We start from the raw sequence: 16,788 nt of genomic DNA on the forward strand, positions 1-16,788 counted from the left end.
TTGCGCAAACTTGTCAGAAAAACTCACAGGTAAAATGGCCCACGACCTCCCTCCCCTCAACGCCCTTCGGGCTTTCGAGGCTGCCGCACGGCTCAACAGCGTCAGCCAGGCGGCCGAAGCGCTGCACGTCACCCATGGCGCCGTCAGCCGGCAGATCAAGGTACTTGAAGAGCACCTGGGCGTCGCGCTGTTCGTGAAGGACGGGCGTGGCATCAAACTCACAGATGCCGGCGTACGTCTGCGCGATGCAAGTGGCGAAGCTTTCGATCGCCTGCGCAGCGTGTGCGCCGAGCTCAGCCACAACGTCAGCGAGGCGCCGTTCGTGCTGGGCTGCTCGGGCAGCCTGCTGGCGCGCTGGTTCATCCCGCGACTGGGGCGGCTGCAGGCGGATTTACCTGAACTGCGTCTGCACCTTTCGGCCGGTGAAGGCGACCTGGACCCACGGCGGCCAGGGTTGGATGCGCTGCTGGTGTATGCCGAGCCGCCATGGCCGGCGGACATGCAAGTGCATGTGCTGGCCGAGGAGCGCATCGGGCCGGTGCTCAGCCCGCATTTCGCCGGTTTCGAGCGCTTGCATGGCGCGCCGGCCAAGGCTTTGCTGGACGAAACCTTGCTGCACACCACCTCGCGCCCGCAGGCTTGGCCGACCTGGGCGCTGGAACAGGGTTTGGAGCCGGCGGCCCTCCACTATGGCCAGGCCTTCGAGCACCTGTATTACCTGCTGGAAGCTGCCGTGGCCGGGCTGGGTGTGGCGATTGCGCCGCAGCCGCTGGTCGCTGACGACCTGCGAGCTGGCCGTTTGAGTGCGCCGTGGGGCTTTTCACCTACCCCTGCGGCATTGGCGCTGTGGGTGCCCAGGCGCGCCGCGGACGGGCGCGCCGAGCAGTTGGCGCAGTGGCTAAGGGCGGAACTGGCGCGACAGGGCGCTTAGTTGCGTTTGCACATCAGGTACGCCGCCAGCAAGCCTAGCGCGCCAATGGCAACGCCGGCAGTCGTGTACGGGTGTTCCTGGGCATAGTCGCGGGTGGCGATGCCGGTCTGGCGGGTGCGGTGCTTCACTTCCTCGTAGGCATCGCTCAACAGGTGGCGAGAATGACGCAGGGCACTCTCGGCGTTGCTGCGGATTGCCTTCACCGATTTTTGGGACTCCTCCGACGCATCATGCTTGAGGTTTTCCAGGCTTTTCAGAAGGCTCTCGATCTCCGCTTCCATGCTTTCCAGGGACGTTCTACGCAGCGAATTGCGGTGCATGTTGACTCTCCTTTGCAGTATGGACTGTAAGGATTGCGACCTTGGGCACGCGGGAAAGTGCGATCGAACTTTCGTCAATGGTGACCGCTCGCAGGTAAACCAGGCCTGCGCTGCTAGGCTCAATCTCACCATCATCCGAGGAGAGCGCTCATGACCGATCATCACACCTACAAGAAGATCGAGCTGGTGGGGTCTTCGACCACCAGCATCGAAGAGGCGATCAACAATGCCTTGGCCGAAGCCGGCAAGAGCATAAAGCACCTGGAGTGGTTCGAAGTGATAGATACCCGTGGCCATATCCGTGATAACAAGGCGGCGCACTTCCAGGTCACGCTGAAGGTCGGCTTCCGTATCGCCAATAGCTGAAACACTGCCGGGCTGGATGAGCCCGGCATGATGGGGTATTTAGGGAGGGGGCGCCTTGGCGGGCGCCTTTTCTGATTTCATCTGCACAAGGAAAGCGAGTGATGAACAAACTGATTCTGGCGCTGGGCCTGATGACGCTGGCCGGTGGAGCGCTGGCGGCGGGCAAGCCGTGCGAGGAGCTCAAGGCAGAGATTGCGGCCAAGCTGGATGCCAAGGGGGTCACCGGCTACAAGCTGGAGATCGTCGACAAGGGCGACCCGGCCGGCAAGGTGATTGGCAGCTGCGAGGGTGGTACCAAGGAGATTGTGTACCGCCGCGGCTAATATGCTGGCCTCTTCGCGGGCTCGCCCGCTCCCACAGGCATATCACAGGCCAGAGAGCGACGCTGTACCTGTGGGAGCGGGCAAGCCTGCGAAGAAGATCACGCGGTCTTGAGAGCCTGCGCCATCAGTTCATAGGACCGAATCCGGTCCGCATGCTCATACAAATCACAGGTGAAGATCAGCTCATCTGCCCCGGTCTGCTCCAGCAGCACTTCCACCTTGGCCCGCACCTTCTGCGGGCTGCCAATCATCGCCAGGCCGAGGAAGCTACCCACCGCGTCCCGTTCATGGGGCAGCCACAGCCCATCCATGCTTTCCACAGGCGGCTTCTGCATCAGGCTCTGCCCGCGAATCAGCGCGAGGATGCGCTGGTACACCGAAGTGGCCAGGTACTCGGCCTTTTCGTCGGTTTCCGCCACCACCATGGGGATGCCCAGCATCACATACGGCTTGTCCAATGTGGTCGAGGGCTTGAAGTGGTTGCGGTACACGCGGATCGCCTCGTGCATGTAGCGCGGCGCAAAATGCGAGGCGAAGGCGTAGGGCATGCCGCGCATGCCGGCCAGTTGAGCGCTGAACAGGCTAGAGCCGAGGAGCCACATCGGCACCTCGGTATCGTGCCCTGGCACGGCGATCACTTTTTGATCATCGGTACGCGGGCCGAGGTAGCGTGACAGTTCCTCGACATCGTCCGGGAAGTCATCCGGGCCGCCGGCGCGGTCGCGGCGCAGGGCGTAGGCGGTCATCTGGTCGGAACCCGGTGCGCGGCCCAACCCCAGATCGATGCGTCCCGGGTGCAGGCTGGCCAGGGTGCCGAACTGCTCGGCGATCACCAGCGGCGCATGGTTGGGCAGCATGACCCCGCCAGAGCCCACGCGAATGCTCGAGGTCCCCCCGGCCAGGTAGCCGATCAGCACCGAAGTCGCCGAGCTGGCGATGCCGTCCATGTTGTGGTGCTCGGCTACCCAGAAGCGGTTGTAGCCAAAGCGCTCGACGTGCTGCGCCAGGTCCAGCGAGTTGCGCAGCGACTGCGCCGGGCCGGCGTCGGCGCGTACCGGCACCAGGTCGAGGGTGGAAATCTTCAGGTCACGCAGCTGCGTCATGGAGCCTCCGCAAAGGTGTTTGGCCACAGGCCTTTTCAACTCTGTATGGGCACATTCGACGGATTCAATGCTTGCCGTGCGATTGCTCTGAACTTGCCGTAGGCGGCTGACCTCTGAAGCCATAAGCATGTAACCCGAGACCAGGAGGCATCATGAAAAAGACAGCATCGGCGATCTGGCAAGGTGGCCTGAAGGACGGTAAAGGCCTGCTTTCTACCGAAAGTGGCGCGCTAAAGCAGAACCCCTACGGCTTCAACACCCGTTTCGAGGGCTCGCCCGGTACCAATCCGGAGGAGCTGATTGGTGCGGCGCATGCCGGCTGTTTCTCGATGGCGCTGTCGATGATGCTGGGCGAAGCGGGGTTCACCCCGGACAGGATCGACACCGCTGCCGAAGTGACACTCGACAAGCAAGCTGATGGCTTTGCCATTACGGCGGTGCATCTGGTGCTCAGGGCCAAGGTACCTGGGGCGAGTGAAGCGCAGTTCTTGCAGATCGCCGACAAGGCCAAGGCCGGGTGCCCTGTGTCCAAGGTGTTGAACGCGAAGATCAGCCTGGATGCAGCGCTGGTGGGATGAAGCCGTGCAATGAGGGCGGTTTGCTGTAGTCTAAACAGCGTCGGCAGCACGCTGCCCTTTCAGGAGCCGTTTCATGATTCGCGTAGCAATCACCGTGTTGGCTTCCCTGGTCGCCACATCTGCGTTGGCGGCGGTCAAGCCGTGCGAGGAGCTCAAAGCCGAGATCGAGGCCAAGATCCAGGCCCAGGGTGTTTCGTCCTATACCCTGGAGATCGTGCCCAACAGCGAGGTCAAGGACCAGAACATGGTCGTCGGGACCTGCGATGGCGGGACCAAGAAGATCATTTATCAGAAGAATGATCGGTAGATTCCAGAGCCTGGGGTTGCGAAGCAGCCCCATATCAAGGAATGCAGAACACCTCGCTAGGCTCGTTCACCACCACCTTGCGGCTGCCGTCATACAGTAGCACTTGCGGCTCCATTACCGGCGCCCGTGCCTCCAGGCGATAGCGCTCACCGGCCTTGAAGTTGTCAAAGCGCACAGTCAGGTAGCAGGTACGATCCCGGGGCTGGGTCATGAGGCCGCCCCCGTAGATCTCGTAATCGAAGCGCACTACCAGTTCGTGCTTGCCCGGCGTCACCTGGAAGTAACGGCCATCTTCCAGGCGCTTGCCGTCGAGGCGGTCGGCCATGATCACCCTGCCGGGAGTCATGGTGTACAGATCGACCCAGGCCTGCTTGGGGTCGACGGGCGGCAAGGGGCTGGCGCATGCCCCCAGTGCACTGAGGGCGATCAGCATCATGGGCTGGCGCATGGCAAGACTCCCACTTGCGACTTATAGGCTACAAGCATAGCGCCGTTTGTGCGTTTCAGGTGCGCTGGCAGCCTGCAGGCGAGCCCTGGCCAACCAGCTTTTGCTGACGGTCATAGAGTTTGATCCAGGGGCGGAAGCCGATGCTGCCAGCCTGCAACTGGTAGCGCTGACCGGCACTGAAATCCTTGAAGGTCAGCTTGACCTGGCAATCCCGCCACAAAGGCTCCTCGACCGGGCCGATATTGCTGGGGGTAACCGGAAACTGGTAGCGCACGGTCAGCTCGTGGCTGCCGGGCTGTACTTCGAAGTAACGGCTATCGGCCCAGTCGCGTTCATCTACCTGCACAGCGTGCAGCGAGGTGTTGTCGTAGGGCGTGAGGTCGATCCAGGCCTGGTTCGGGTCCGGGTCTGGCAAGGTCGAACAGGCGGATATCAGCAGCAATGAGCCGGTGACCAACAGTGCACGCATGGCGAAACGCCCCCTTGGCGAGATAGTCTTGGAGTGAATCGGCCTTGAGCGAGTCAGACAGTTCCGGATGCTTCGACTTATTCTTATGCAGCGCTCAGGCCCTGGGCCACTCGACCTTGTTTTCACCCGTTTGGTTCCCCTGCTGGCGGTGCTCCTGCTGAACGGTTGTAGCAGCGCCGCCTACTATGGGCAGTTGGCCGAGGGCCAGTGGCAGCTGCTACGCGCACGGCAGCCGGTGGAGCAAGTAGTGGCCAACCCGGCCACTTCGGCGCAATTGCGCGCGCGCCTGGAACACGCCAGGCAGGCGCGGGTATTTGCCAGCCAGCAGCTGAAGCTGCCGGACAACCGCAGCTACCGGGTGTATGCCGACATTGGCAGGCCCTACGTGGTATGGAATGTGTTCGCCACCCCCGAGCTGTCGTTGCAGCCAGTGACGCACTGCTTCCCGATCGCGGGGTGTGTGGCCTATCGCGGTTATTATCAGCAAGGCGCAGCACGTGGGGCGGCGGCGTTGATGCGCCAGGACGGCATGGATGTGTACGTGGGCGGCGTGGAGGCCTATTCGACTCTGGGCTGGTTCGACGACCCTATCCTGTCGTCGATGGTGGGCTGGAGCGACGAGCGCCTGGCCACGCTGATCTTCCATGAACTGGCCCACCAGCGCTTCTATGTGCAGGACGACACCGAGTTCAACGAGTCGTTTGCCTCCTTCGTCGAGCAGGAAGGCACGCGGCAATGGCGTGTGGCGCGGGGCCTGGCTGCCCCTGGCGGGGAGCAGGGGCAGCAGCGTGAGCAATTCATCCGTTTGGTGCTGGCCAGCCGCGAGCGGTTGCAGGCGATTTATGCCGGGCCTCTGGATGATGTGCAGAAGCGGGCGGCCAAGCAGGCGGAGTTCGAGCGGCTTAGGCGGGAATACCGGCAGGTGCGTGATGCCCAGTGGGGTGGTGACAAGCGTTATGACGCCTGGATGTATGGGCCGATGAGCAATGCCAAGTTGCTGCCGTTCGGGCTGTATGACCAGTGGGTACCGGCGTTTGCGGCGGTGTTCCGTGAGGTGGGTGGGGACTGGGAGCGGTTTTATCAGCGGGTCGAGCAGTTGGGGCAGTTGCCGATTGAAGAGCGGAAGGTGGCGTTGCAGCGGTTGATGGTGAACCTGTGAGAATTTGGGGCCGCTTTGCGGCCCATCGCGACGCAAGGCCGCTCCCACAAAGGTCCTGCTTACGCCGATCGATGTGGGAGCGGCCTTGTGTCGCGATGGGCTGCAAAGCAGCCCCCAGGGCCATCAAGCCTTGAGAAATGCCTGATGCATCTCGGCCAAGGTAGCAAAGTGGTAGGCCGGCTCTTCCGCCATCAGTTCTTCCTGGCTACCAAACCCGTACCCCACCGCCACCGCCTGCAAGCCATTGCTGCGCGCACCGATCAGGTCATGCTTGCGGTCGCCGATCATCAGCGTCTTCGCCGGGTCCAGCCCTTCTTGCTCAAGCAGGTGACGAATCAGCTCGACCTTGTTGGTGCGTGTGCCATCCAGCTCACTGCCATAGATCACCTTGAAGTGGTGGTCGAAGGCGAAGTGCCGGGCGATTTCGCGGGCGAACTTCCACGGTTTGGAGGTGGCGATGTACAGCGTGCGACCCTGCCCGTTCAGGGCCTCGAGCAGCTCCGGCACACCTTCGAACACCAGGTTTTCGTACAGGCCGGTGACGCTGAAGCGTTCCCGATAGAAGTTCACCGCATCCCAGGCCTTGGCTTCGTCGAAGCTGTAGAACTGCATGAAGGCCTGCAGTAGGGGTGGGCCGATGAAGTGCTCGAGGCGGGTGAGGTCCGGCTCATCGATGCCCAGTTTGGCCAGGGCATACTGGATCGAGCGGGTGATGCCCTGGCGTGGGTCGGTCAGGGTGCCGTCGAGGTCGAAGAGGATGTTTTGCTGATGCATTTGCGGGTTCCACTTTGAATGCTGCGTGGTCTTCTTCGCGGGTAAACCCGCTCCCACAGGGATATCACAGGGCCTGAGGCCGGCGCCGTACCTGTGGGAGCGGGTTTACCCGCGAATGCGGTCATTCAGGTTGATCGTAGCCTTCGGCCAGATGCTGGTCCTTGAGCTTCACGTAGTTACTGGCGCTGTAGGCGAAGAACGCGTGTTCCTGGTCGTTCAGCAACCGAGCCTGCTTCACCGGGCTGCCCATATACAGGTACCCACTGACCAGGCGCTTGCCCGGCGGCACCAGGCTGCCGGCGCCGATGATCACTTCGTCCTCCACGATGGCACCGTCCATGATAGTGCTGCCCATGCCGACCAGGATGCGGTTGCCCAGGGTGCAGCCATGCAACATGACCTTGTGGCCGATGGTCACTTCGTCACCGATGATCAGCGGGAAGCCGTCCGGGTTGAACGGGCCGGCATGGGTGATATGCAGCACGCTGCCGTCCTGCACGCTGGTACGCGCGCCGATGCGGATGCGGTGCATGTCGCCGCGTATCACAGTCAAAGGCCATACGGAGCTGTCTTCACCGATTTCCACGTCGCCCAGTACTACCGCCGATCGGTCGACGAAGGCCCTGGGCCCAACTTTCGGAGTGTGTTGCTGGAAGCTTCGGGTGGCCATGATAGCGTCTCTCATCTGTGCCGATAGGCAGGCTGCCTGCTGCGGTCGGCGTCGATTGTAATTAAGATGGGGCAGTGTTTCTTCTGCCAAGGTATCCAAACCGTGAGTGCGAACAACCCGCTTCTGCAGTCCTACGATCTGCCGCCCTTCTCGCAAATCCGTGCCGAACACGTGTTGCCGGCGATCGAAGCGATCCTGGCCGACAACCGTAAAGCCATTGCCGAGATCCTCGAAAAGCAGGGCAAGAACCCTACCTGGGCTGGCCTGGTGCTGGCCATGGACGAACTGAATGACCGCCTGGGCGCCGCCTGGAGCCCGGTCAGCCACCTCAATGCGGTGTGCAACAGCGCGGAGCTGCGCGAAGCGTACGAGTCATGCCTGCCGGCGCTGAGCGCCTACTCTACCGAACTGGGCCAGAACCGTGCGCTGTTCGAAGCCTACCAGGCGCTGATCGACAGCCCCGAAGCCGCCGGCTTCGATGTGGCGCAAAAGACTATCCTCGAGCACGCCCTGCGGGACTTCCGCCTGTCGGGTATCGACCTGCCGGCGGATAAACAGCAGCGCTACGCCGAAGTGCAGAGCAAGCTCAGCGAGCTTGGCAGCCGTTTCTCCAACCAGCTGCTCGACGCCACACAGGCCTGGACCAAGCATGTTACCGACGAAGCCGCGCTGGCCGGCCTGACCGATTCGGCCAAGGCGCAGATGGCCGCGGCCGCCCAGGCCAAGGGCCTCGACGGCTGGCTGATCACCCTGGAATTCCCCAGCTACTACGCGGTGATGACCTACGCCAGCGACCGCGCCCTGCGCGAAGAGCTATACGCGGCCTACTGCACCCGCGCCTCGGACCAGGGCCCGAATGCCGGCCAGTTCGACAACGGCCCGGTGATGCAGGAAATCCTTGACCTGCGCCAGGAGCTGGCCGAACTGCTGGGCTACAAGAACTACGCGGAGCTTAGCCTGGCCACCAAGATGGCCGAGTCCAGTGACCAGGTGCTGAGCTTCCTGCGTGACCTGGCCAAGCGGTCCAAGCCGTTCGCCGCCCAGGACCTGGAGCAGCTCAAGGCTTATGCCGCCGAGCAGGGCTGCCCTGAGCTGGCCAGCTGGGACGCCGGGTACTTCGGCGAGAAGCTGCGCGAGCAGCGCTACAGCGTGTCGCAGGAAGCCCTGCGCGCCTACTTCCCGATCGACAAGGTGCTGGGTGGCCTGTTCAGCATCGTGCAGCGCCTTTACGGTATCGAGATTGCCGAGCTCAAGGGGTTCGACAGCTGGCACCCGGATGTGCGCCTGTTCGAGATCAAGGAAAACGGCCAGCACGTCGGCCGCTTCTTCTTCGACCTCTACGCGCGCGCCAACAAGCGTGGCGGCGCCTGGATGGATGGCGCGCGTGACCGTCGCCGCACAGCCGCTGGCCAGTTGCAGAGCCCCGTGGCCAACCTGGTGTGCAACTTCACCCCGGCCGCGCCCGGCAAGCCGGCGCTTTTGACCCACGATGAAGTCACCACCTTGTTCCACGAGTTCGGCCACGGTCTGCACCACATGCTGACCCGCATCGAGCATGCCGGTGTATCCGGTATCAACGGCGTGGCCTGGGACGCGGTCGAACTGCCGAGCCAGTTCATGGAAAACTGGTGCTGGGAGCCGGAAGGCCTCGCACTGATCTCCTCCCACTACGAAACTGGCGCCCCCCTGCCCCAGGACCTGCTGGACAAGATGCTGGCGGCAAAGAACTTCCAGTCGGGAATGATGATGGTGCGCCAGTTGGAGTTCTCGCTGTTCGACTTCGAGCTGCATGCAACCCATGGTGACGGCCGCAGCGTGCTGCAGGTGCTCGAAGGCGTGCGCGACGAGGTGTCCGTCATGCGCCCACCGGCGTACAACCGCTTCCCCAACAGCTTTGCGCACATCTTTGCTGGTGGTTATGCGGCGGGCTACTACAGCTACAAGTGGGCCGAGGTGCTGTCGGCAGACGCCTTCTCGCGCTTTGAGGAAGAAGGCGTGCTGAATGCCGAAACCGGCCGAGCCTTCCGCGAGGCGATCCTGGCACGTGGTGGTTCGCGCGAGCCGATGGAGCTATTCGTCGACTTCCGTGGCCGTGAGCCTTCCATCGATGCCTTGCTGCGCCATAGTGGCCTGAGCGAGGACGCTGCAGCATGAGCGAGGTAGCCGTGAACAAGACCAAGAAACGCTTCATTGCCGGGGCGGTATGCCCGGCGTGCAGCGAGACCGACAAGCTGATGATGTGGAACGAAGACGGCGTACCGCACCGCGAGTGCGTGGCCTGCGGCTTTACCGACACCCTCAACGAGCAGGGCTTGTCGGTGCCGAAGGAACTCGGCACCCGGGTCAATCATCTGGAACCGAAAGCCGCGCCGGCCAAGGTACAGACGGTGCAGTTCTTCCCCAACCCGAAGCTGAAGAAACCGGCTGAATAAAGCCGTCGTGCCGCCCGGGCGCCGTGCCCGGGCCGGCATGCCCGGGTGGTAGATAATCAGGCCACCTACTGCACGCTGGCCATGCAAGCTCACCTGCTCTTCCCTACGAGCAAGGTGTTGCACCATGGATAACCCACTTCTGCAAGATAGCCATATCCCCGTCGATTATCCGTCGATCACGCTTCAAAACATGCAAGTTGCCTTCGACCACGTGCTGTTGGCGCACGAGCAAGGCATCGAACGCATCATCCGCGACCAGCAGGCACTGCCAACCTGGGATGACATGGTGCTGGCGGTGGACGGGCTGGATAGTCAGCTTCTGACGGTGTTGTATGCCGCCTCGCCATTGGTTGGTCGGGATGAAGCCTGGGCTGGTGCCATTTCCGACTTCTTCGCCAAGGCTACGGAGCGGTTCGAACAGAAATTCACCAACTCCGCACTGCAGGCCCTGTATGAGCGCTTGGCCAACAGCGACATCGGCAAGCAGCTGGATGCCCAGAAACGCGCTACGTTGCGCTGGCATCTGCACAAGTTCGCCTCCAGTGGCGCATCGCTCGACCCCGCAGGCAAGGTTCGCCTGGCCGAACTGCTGAAACAGATCGGCACTGCGCGGGAGGCGTTTCGCAGCAACATCAACCGGCCAGGGCTGAGCATCACGGATGAATCTGAACTGAGCGGTGTACCTCAACGCATTCGTGACGAGCTGGCTACAAGGGCACAGGAGGCGGGTGAGCCGGGGTGGTTGATTGCGTGTGAAAGCGTGACCACCGATGCCGTGCTCAAACATGCTGACAACAGGCAGCTGCGCGAGCGCGTGTACCGGGCTTATAACACCCGAGGCGTCGGCCTTGACCAACAGCAGGATAATCGCTCGCACCTGGAGCAACTGGCGAGGCTGCTGGAAGAAAAGGCCCACTTGCTCGGCTTTGCCAGCCATCTGGAGCAGAGCCTGCATTCGAAGAGCGCGGGTTCGGTTGCCCAGGTGCGCGGCTTTCTTCATGACCTTGCCGACCATGTGCGGCCGGCCGTGCTGCAGTGGCGTGCAGATATGCAGCATCAGGCCGCAGCCAAAGGTCTGGAGAATGTCCAGCCCTGGGACATTGCCTATCTGCAGGCCTCGTCGCGCGAGGTGCTTTCCACCGAAGCCTTGCGCGAACACTTCCCGCTGAATGCCGTGGTCAGTGCATTGCAGCAGTTGGCGGAAAAACTGTTTGGCGTAACGCTGCTGGCCAAGCCGCTGGCAACCTGGGATGACAGCGTGCAACCGTTCGAGGTGTGGCAGGACAACGCCTTGATCGGTTTCCTGTACCTGGACGCCGTACAGCATGCCGGCAAGCAACCTGACTCGGTGTTCACCACCTACATTCGCAACCGCCGGGTCGATGCCGAGGGAATCTTCCAGGCGGCCTCGGTGGTGGTCTACAGCGACGTGCCTGCAGCGCTGCCGGGTAGCCAGCCGTTACTGGACCATCTATCACTGCGCAAGCTGTTCCATGAATTTGGCCATGCCTTGCACCATTTGCTGGTGCGCACGACCAACCACGTGATGTCCAACGTCACCGAACTCGGTACCGATGGCGTGGAACTGTTCGGCAAGCTGTTTGAGCGCTGGGTCTGGGACGCGGATTACCTGGTGGCGATCTCTTCGCCACTTCAGGATGGCAGCAAGCTTTCCCGGGCCCGGGTCGATGAATGCCTGCGCCGCTTGCGGCAGCAAGGTGTGGAGGAAACCGCGCGCGACCTGAGCATGGCGCTGTTCGATCTGGACCTGCATGGCACGCCGAACGATGGCCGGTCCCTCGAGCAGCGCCTGGGCGATGCTCGTGAGCGTTGTGGCTACTGGCCCTTGGCCGATTTCGAGCACCCGGCGCATGCCTTCGACCATCTGGTAAATGGCTACGATGCCGGTTATTACGCCTATCTATGGTCGGACGTGCACGCATTCGACCTGTTCACCCGCTTCAAGGCCCAAGGCCTGCTGGACCGGGCCACAGGCCGGGCGCTGCAGGAGACATTGCTTGCCCCTGGGGCATCGCGACCTTTACGTGACGGCATTGAGGCGTTTCTCGGCCGGCAGTCAAGCCAACTGCCCTTCCTGCGTTGGCATGGCCTGAAGTGAGAGTGGGCTGACCGGAGGTGCTGGAAAGAATCAGGCATGCGCGATACTGTACATGAATACAGTATCCGAGGTAGGCCATGATTCCTCCAGCACCGCAAAAGGGCCGTGGCACGGCGCACAATCCGCACAACCGCTTTGCCCCCAGCCATTCGATGGCGGAGGATGACGGCTGGTATCAGGAGGTGCCGCAAACCCAGGGCACCGAGGTACGGGTAGAGACGGCCAAATCGGTGATCAGCCGCAATACATCGCCCGACCTGCCCTTCGACCGTTCCATCAACCCATACCGTGGCTGCGAGCACGGTTGCATCTACTGCTATGCCCGCCCTTCCCACGCTTACTGGGACCTTTCCCCCGGCCTGGATTTCGAGACAAAGCTGATTGCCAAGACCAACGCCGCCGAGGTGCTTGCGCAACAATTGAGCAAACCGGGTTACGTGTGCGCGCCGATCAACCTGGGTTCCAATACCGACCCGTACCAGCCGATCGAACGTGAACAACTGCTGACCCGGCGCCTGCTCGAAGTGCTGCTGCGTTTTCGCCACCCGGTGACCATCGTCACCAAGGGGTCGCTGGTGCTGCGCGACCTCGACCTGCTGGCCGAGATGGCTCGCCAGCGCCTGGTGCGGGTGATGATCAGCCTGACCACGCTGGACGATGACTTGAAACGGGTGCTGGAACCGCGTGCGGCGTCACCCAAGGCGCGCTTGCGGGCGATTCGCGTGTTGCGCGAGGCGGGAGTGCCGGTGGGCGTGTTGTGTTCGCCGATGATTCCGATGATCAACGACAGTGAACTGGAACGGCTGCTGAAGGCGGCGAGGGAGGCAGGTGCACAGAGCGCAGCCTACATGATGTTGCGCCTGCCGCTGGAAGTGGCACCGTTGTTCGAGCAATGGCTGCAGGACCATTACCCGCAGCGGGCGGCGCATGTGTTGAGCCTGATCCGCCAGAGCCGCGGCGGCGAACTGTATGACAGCCGCTTTGGTGCGCGCATGCGCGGTGAAGGCGTGTTTGCCGAGTTGCTGGCGCAGCGTTTTGCCAAGGCCATGAAGCGGCTGGAGTTCAAAGGGCGAGAAGCGCATGCGCTGGATTGTTCGGCGTTTTGCCCGCCGGGTGGGCAGATGGCGTTGTTCTGATGCTTGAGCAGAGCACGGTCTTTGTGGGAGCGGGCGCGCCCGCGAACACCGGCGCAGCCGGTGCCATGTACCGAGTTGTCTCCTTCGCGGGCACGCCCGCTCCCACAGGTTCTGCGCAGGTTCCGGGTTCCCACGTGTGGCGCATTGCCAGCCCTCAATGCAACTAATTCAAGTTGATAATTGCAGTAATGGCTCTTGGCAGTTGATGTTTTTTTGCTATTATCCAATACCCGCCTTTCTCATCTGGAACACCCGTTCTAGAGCCTTCGAATTAAGTTTCAGTTAAGTTTTCCCCGCTAGCGTAGGAAATCAGTCTTCACCGACTGTGATCTATGGCCCGTGCGTGTCATCTAAATCCCTGCATAGCCAGAATCTTTCACCGGTAAAATGGATTTACCTACACACCGTCAAGAGGATGAATCATGCCCGTCAAGGACCCATCCAAGGTCGTACCGCAGGTCCCCGCGGAGAGCGCCGATGCCGCCCTGAAGCACATCGTCGACGGCTTCCTGCGTTTTCACCATGACGTTTTCCCCGAGCAGCAAGAGCTGTTCAAGAAGCTCGCCACCGCGCAAACCCCGCGAGCCATGTTCATCACCTGCGCCGACTCGCGCATTGTTCCCGAGCTGATCACCCAAAGTTCACCTGGCGACCTGTTCGTGACCCGTAACGTCGGTAACGTGGTACCGCCGTATGGCCAGATGAACGGGGGCGTTTCCAGCGCCATCGAATACGCCGTACTGGCGTTGAAAGTGCATCACATCATCGTCTGCGGCCACTCCGACTGCGGCGCCATGCGTGCCGTACTCAACCCGCAATCGCTGACCAAGATGCCGACCGTGTCCGCCTGGTTGCGCCACGCCGAAGTGGCCCGCACCGTGGTCGAGAACAACTGCTCGTGCGGCAGCGAACATGAAACCATGCAGGTGCTGACCAAGGAAAACGTCATCGCCCAGCTGCATCACCTGCGCACCCACCCTTCGGTGGCTTCGCGCCTGGCAGCCGGTGAGCTGTACATCCATGGCTGGGTCTACGACATCGAGACCAGCAAGATCGAAGCCTACGACGCCGCCAGCGATACCTTCCTGCCCTTGGCTGCTGGCGAGCCGGTCCCCTGCGCTACTCCGAGAGGCCGCTACTAAGCGACCCATCCACCCGCTGGAACCTTGATAGCCGGCTGCACCCCGTAGGGGTGTGGCACGGCCTTCGGCTGCCTTGAATTCCCTGACTGCCTTGCCGGCACGCCCGCTGGCGGCCCGCGCCTGCGCGCTCGTCAGGGGCAAACGTGCCCACGGCCAGGGGAATGGCTGTGTGACAAAGAAAGGAGAAACACGGTGAACATTACACAGTTGAAAGCGGCCCTGCCGCGTGAGTTGCTGGCGTCGGTGGTGGTCTTCCTGGTGGCACTGCCGTTGTGCATGGGCATTGCGATCGCCTCTGGCATGCCACCGGCCAAAGGCCTGATTACCGGCATTATCGGCGGTATTGTCGTAGGTTTCCTCGCCGGTTCGCCGCTGCAGGTCAGTGGCCCGGCCGCAGGTCTGGCGGTATTGGTATTCGAGCTGGTACGCCAGCATGGCATGGCCATGCTCGGGCCGATCCTGCTGCTGGCCGGCTTGCTGCAGTTACTGGCCGGGCGCCTGCGCCTGGGCTGCTGGTTCCGGGTTACCGCTCCGGCGGTGGTGTACGGCATGTTGGCGGGGATTGGCGTGCTGATCGTGCTTTCGCAGGTGCATGTGATGTTCGACACCGCGCCGCAGCCATCCGGCATGCAGAACCTGCTGGAGTTCCCAGCGACCGTGGCCGCCGCCCTGCCGCAGGAAAGCGCCGGCTCTGGTTGGATGGCCGGTGCGCTTGGCCTGGGCACCATCGCCATCATGTGGAGCTGGGAGCGGCTGCGACCGCAGCGGCTGCGCTTCGTCCCGGGTGCCCTGCTGGGTGTGTCGGCCATGACGGCCATCAGCATCTGGCTGGCTTTGCCGGTGAACCGCGTACAGGTGCCGGCCGACCTGTCCGAGGCCATCGACTGGATCCGCCCTGGTGACCTGATGCAACTGGCCGACCCTACCTTGTTGGTCGCCGCTTTTGCCCTGGCCTTCATCGCCAGTGCCGAAACCTTGTTGTCGGCTGCAGCGGTTGACCGCATGCACAGCGGCCAGCGTTCGGACTTTGATCGTGAGCTGTCGGCCCAGGGCATCGGCAACATGCTGTGCGGGGTGCTCGGTGCGTTGCCGATGACCGGGGTGATCGTGCGTAGCTCGGCCAACGTGCAGGCAGGTGCGCAGACCCGGGCTTCGGCGATCTTCCATGGTCTGTGGCTGCTGGCGTTCGTTGTGGCGTTGAGCAGCGTGCTGCAGCAGATCCCGGTGGCGAGCCTGGCGGGTGTGCTGGTGTTCACCGGGGTCAAGCTGGTGGATTTCAAGGCGTTTCGTGGGCTGGGCCGCTATGGCCGCATGCCGATGTTCACCTACGCGGCGACGGCGCTGGCGATCATCTTTACCGACCTGCTGACCGGTGTATTGCTGGGCTTTGCCCTGACCTTGCTGAAGCTGGCACTGAAGGCGGCTCGGTTGAAGATCAACCTGGTCAGCCTGGAAAAGGCTGGGCACATGGAATTGCGGCTTAGTGGCGCGGCCACCTTCCTCAAGGTGCCGGCGCTGACCCAGGTGCTGGATAGCGTACCGGCGGGGACCACCCTGCATGTGCCGTTGGGTAACCTCAGCTATATCGACCACTCGTGCCTTGAGCTGCTTGAGGATTGGGGGCGCAGTAATTCGGCCAATGGGTCGCGGTTGCTGATCGAGCAGCGGCGCTTGAAGCGGCGGATCGAGGGGCGGATGCGGACTACGGCGGGGGTTGGGGCCTGAAGCTGAAAGTCTGTATCGCCTGAACTGGCCTCTTCGCGGGTAAACCCGCTCCCACAGGTACTGCACAGGCTATGAACCCTGTGGAGTACCTGTGGGAGCGGGTTTACCCGCGAAGAGGCCGGGACAGGAACTTCAGGCCGGCTGGCCCAGCTCCACCCCCAACTGCCGCGACAGGCACGGCCAGCGCTTCCACGCCGCGCCCGTTTCCGGGCTGCTCAATTTCTCGCGGTAGGCCTCCACCGACTCCACCGCGAAGCTTTCGTCGTTCAACATTTCATCCACCGAGTGGTGCACCACTTCATCCAGCTGGTTGGCAAACGTCTCGCCAATCAACTGGTGGGCAATTAGGTTGGCGACGGTGGTGTCGACCGGGATCAACGGTTGCTGGAAGTGACGGATGTACAGGTCGTTCACCTCTTCCACCAGGCGGTGCGCCAGGTAGGCCTCATCCAGCAGGCAGTCCAGGCCCATATGCCCTTGCATCAGGCTGGGCGGCTGCAGGAAGTAGGCTTCGGCGATTTTCAGTACAGGTTTGATCTGCGATTCGATCCCGGCCTCGCGGGCGACCTCATGGGCGGCCTCCAGCAGTTCCGGAACCTGGTCGATGTAGGCGCTGACGAAGCGCGCCAAAGTACCCTGGGCGTCCTGCTCAGGCAGTTGGATCGAGGGGTGCAGGTGGGGCAGTTGCAGCTCGAGACGCTTTTTCAGTTGGCCGGTCTGGCCTTCGTGTTGATGGGCTTGGCTTACCTGCTCGCGTACAGCAGCGATGTTCATGACAACTCCAGG

The 16,788-nt window shown here is 62.4% G+C and carries 19 protein-coding genes; 12 read left to right on the forward strand and 7 right to left on the reverse strand.

The genetic code is table 11. The features are described from left to right. Positions 1-34 precede the first annotated feature (34 nt). Entirely contained in the window at positions 35-931 is an 897-nt protein-coding gene (locus tag NY023_RS00190) for a LysR family transcriptional regulator (protein ID WP_013970281.1), read from the forward strand. Here NY023_RS00190 and NY023_RS00195 read toward each other — a convergent pair. Beyond that, entirely contained in the window at positions 928-1,251 is a 324-nt protein-coding gene (locus tag NY023_RS00195; protein ID WP_003261039.1) for a YqjD family protein, read from the reverse strand. The genes NY023_RS00190 and NY023_RS00195 overlap by 4 nt on opposite strands. A 150-nt stretch (positions 1,252-1,401) precedes the next feature. Here NY023_RS00195 and NY023_RS00200 point away from each other — a divergent pair, with 150 nt between their 5' ends. Further along, entirely contained in the window at positions 1,402-1,617 is a 216-nt protein-coding gene (locus NY023_RS00200; RefSeq protein ID WP_013970282.1) for a dodecin, read from the forward strand. Positions 1,618-1,718: 101 nt separating this feature from the next. Then, positions 1,719-1,940: a DUF1161 domain-containing protein gene (locus NY023_RS00205; protein ID WP_023661435.1), complete on the forward strand. Its 222-nt coding sequence runs from the start codon at positions 1,719-1,721 to the stop codon at positions 1,938-1,940. A 98-nt stretch (positions 1,941-2,038) separates the two neighbouring features. Here the strand turns inward: NY023_RS00205 and NY023_RS00210 are convergent, their stop codons facing one another. Beyond that, the gene (locus NY023_RS00210) at positions 2,039-3,043 is read right to left on the reverse strand and encodes an LLM class flavin-dependent oxidoreductase (RefSeq protein WP_013970284.1); all 1,005 of its coding nucleotides are present in this window, start codon (positions 3,041-3,043) and stop codon (positions 2,039-2,041) included. A gap of 152 nt (positions 3,044-3,195) precedes the next feature. On the opposite strand from NY023_RS00210, the gene NY023_RS00215 reads away from it, so the two are divergent. After that, on the forward strand, positions 3,196-3,621 hold the full coding sequence (locus tag NY023_RS00215; protein ID WP_013970285.1) for an OsmC family protein: 426 nt from the start codon (positions 3,196-3,198) through the stop codon (positions 3,619-3,621). A 73-nt stretch (positions 3,622-3,694) separates the two neighbouring features. Then, positions 3,695-3,928: a DUF1161 domain-containing protein gene (locus tag NY023_RS00220; protein WP_003261043.1), complete on the forward strand. Its 234-nt coding sequence runs from the start codon at positions 3,695-3,697 to the stop codon at positions 3,926-3,928. A gap of 34 nt (positions 3,929-3,962) precedes the next feature. Here the strand turns inward: NY023_RS00220 and NY023_RS00225 are convergent, their stop codons facing one another. Next, complete coding sequence (locus NY023_RS00225; RefSeq protein WP_013970286.1) at positions 3,963-4,376, reverse strand: hypothetical protein; 414 nt, start codon at positions 4,374-4,376, stop codon at positions 3,963-3,965. 55 nt (positions 4,377-4,431) lie between these two features. Next, positions 4,432-4,845: a hypothetical protein gene (locus NY023_RS00230; protein WP_013970287.1), complete on the reverse strand. Its 414-nt coding sequence runs from the start codon at positions 4,843-4,845 to the stop codon at positions 4,432-4,434. Between the two features lie 85 nt (positions 4,846-4,930). On the opposite strand from NY023_RS00230, the gene NY023_RS00235 reads away from it, so the two are divergent. Further along, positions 4,931-6,004: an aminopeptidase gene (locus NY023_RS00235; protein ID WP_044046861.1), complete on the forward strand. Its 1,074-nt coding sequence runs from the start codon at positions 4,931-4,933 to the stop codon at positions 6,002-6,004. Positions 6,005-6,127: 123 nt separating this feature from the next. Here the strand turns inward: NY023_RS00235 and NY023_RS00240 are convergent, their stop codons facing one another. Together NY023_RS00240 and NY023_RS00245 are read right to left on the reverse strand one after the other, a co-directional pair. Then, positions 6,128-6,778, reverse strand: a complete 651-nt coding sequence (locus tag NY023_RS00240) for an HAD family hydrolase (RefSeq protein ID WP_044046862.1) — start codon at positions 6,776-6,778, stop codon at positions 6,128-6,130. Positions 6,779-6,899: 121 nt separating this feature from the next. Then, positions 6,900-7,448, reverse strand: coding sequence for a gamma carbonic anhydrase family protein (locus NY023_RS00245; protein ID WP_023661439.1), 549 nt, complete (start codon positions 7,446-7,448; stop codon positions 6,900-6,902). 66 nt (positions 7,449-7,514) lie between these two features. On the opposite strand from NY023_RS00245, the gene prlC reads away from it, so the two are divergent. From prlC to NY023_RS00275, 6 genes are all read left to right on the forward strand, one after another. Beyond that, complete coding sequence (gene prlC / locus NY023_RS00250) at positions 7,515-9,602, forward strand: oligopeptidase A (RefSeq protein ID WP_023661440.1); 2,088 nt, start codon at positions 7,515-7,517, stop codon at positions 9,600-9,602. Continuing rightward, positions 9,599-9,880, forward strand: a complete 282-nt coding sequence (locus NY023_RS00255) for a YheV family putative zinc ribbon protein (RefSeq protein ID WP_013970292.1) — start codon at positions 9,599-9,601, stop codon at positions 9,878-9,880. The genes prlC and NY023_RS00255 overlap by 4 nt, the downstream gene beginning before the upstream one ends. A gap of 124 nt (positions 9,881-10,004) precedes the next feature. After that, the gene (locus NY023_RS00260; protein ID WP_013970293.1) at positions 10,005-11,999 is read left to right on the forward strand and encodes a M3 family metallopeptidase; all 1,995 of its coding nucleotides are present in this window, start codon (positions 10,005-10,007) and stop codon (positions 11,997-11,999) included. 77 nt (positions 12,000-12,076) lie between these two features. Then, positions 12,077-13,135, forward strand: coding sequence for a PA0069 family radical SAM protein (locus NY023_RS00265; protein WP_013970294.1), 1,059 nt, complete (start codon positions 12,077-12,079; stop codon positions 13,133-13,135). Positions 13,136-13,557: 422 nt separating this feature from the next. Beyond that, positions 13,558-14,277, forward strand: a complete 720-nt coding sequence (locus NY023_RS00270; RefSeq protein WP_013970295.1) for a carbonic anhydrase — start codon at positions 13,558-13,560, stop codon at positions 14,275-14,277. A 192-nt stretch (positions 14,278-14,469) separates the two neighbouring features. Continuing rightward, complete coding sequence (locus tag NY023_RS00275; RefSeq protein ID WP_013970296.1) at positions 14,470-16,002, forward strand: SulP family inorganic anion transporter; 1,533 nt, start codon at positions 14,470-14,472, stop codon at positions 16,000-16,002. Positions 16,003-16,134: 132 nt separating this feature from the next. Here the strand turns inward: NY023_RS00275 and NY023_RS00280 are convergent, their stop codons facing one another. Then, a complete protein-coding gene (locus NY023_RS00280; protein ID WP_013970297.1) occupies positions 16,135-16,776 on the reverse strand; it encodes a hypothetical protein in 642 nt (213 codons plus the stop codon). Positions 16,777-16,788 lie beyond the last annotated feature (12 nt).

The organism is Pseudomonas sp. NBB (assembly GCF_032701105.1).
GTDB lineage: Bacteria > Pseudomonadota > Gammaproteobacteria > Pseudomonadales > Pseudomonadaceae > Aquipseudomonas > Aquipseudomonas asiatica.

Coding starts and splice junctions, on each gene's coding strand:
- NY023_RS00190 (WP_013970281.1), top strand. CDS start 35: ATGGCCCACGACCTCCCTCCCCTCAACGCCCTTCGGGCTTTCGAGGCT.
- NY023_RS00195 (WP_003261039.1), bottom strand. CDS start 1,251: ATGCACCGCAATTCGCTGCGTAGAACGTCCCTGGAAAGCATGGAAGCG.
- NY023_RS00200 (WP_013970282.1), top strand. CDS start 1,402: ATGACCGATCATCACACCTACAAGAAGATCGAGCTGGTGGGGTCTTCG.
- NY023_RS00205 (WP_023661435.1), top strand. CDS start 1,719: ATGAACAAACTGATTCTGGCGCTGGGCCTGATGACGCTGGCCGGTGGA.
- NY023_RS00210 (WP_013970284.1), bottom strand. CDS start 3,043: ATGACGCAGCTGCGTGACCTGAAGATTTCCACCCTCGACCTGGTGCCG.
- NY023_RS00215 (WP_013970285.1), top strand. CDS start 3,196: ATGAAAAAGACAGCATCGGCGATCTGGCAAGGTGGCCTGAAGGACGGT.
- NY023_RS00220 (WP_003261043.1), top strand. CDS start 3,695: ATGATTCGCGTAGCAATCACCGTGTTGGCTTCCCTGGTCGCCACATCT.
- NY023_RS00225 (WP_013970286.1), bottom strand. CDS start 4,376: ATGCGCCAGCCCATGATGCTGATCGCCCTCAGTGCACTGGGGGCATGC.
- NY023_RS00230 (WP_013970287.1), bottom strand. CDS start 4,845: ATGCGTGCACTGTTGGTCACCGGCTCATTGCTGCTGATATCCGCCTGT.
- NY023_RS00235 (WP_044046861.1), top strand. CDS start 4,931: ATGCAGCGCTCAGGCCCTGGGCCACTCGACCTTGTTTTCACCCGTTTG.
- NY023_RS00240 (WP_044046862.1), bottom strand. CDS start 6,778: ATGCATCAGCAAAACATCCTCTTCGACCTCGACGGCACCCTGACCGAC.
- NY023_RS00245 (WP_023661439.1), bottom strand. CDS start 7,448: ATGGCCACCCGAAGCTTCCAGCAACACACTCCGAAAGTTGGGCCCAGG.
- prlC (WP_023661440.1), top strand. CDS start 7,515: ATGGGGCAGTGTTTCTTCTGCCAAGGTATCCAAACCGTGAGTGCGAAC.
- NY023_RS00255 (WP_013970292.1), top strand. CDS start 9,599: ATGAGCGAGGTAGCCGTGAACAAGACCAAGAAACGCTTCATTGCCGGG.
- NY023_RS00260 (WP_013970293.1), top strand. CDS start 10,005: ATGGATAACCCACTTCTGCAAGATAGCCATATCCCCGTCGATTATCCG.
- NY023_RS00265 (WP_013970294.1), top strand. CDS start 12,077: ATGATTCCTCCAGCACCGCAAAAGGGCCGTGGCACGGCGCACAATCCG.
- NY023_RS00270 (WP_013970295.1), top strand. CDS start 13,558: ATGCCCGTCAAGGACCCATCCAAGGTCGTACCGCAGGTCCCCGCGGAG.
- NY023_RS00280 (WP_013970297.1), bottom strand. CDS start 16,776: ATGAACATCGCTGCTGTACGCGAGCAGGTAAGCCAAGCCCATCAACAC.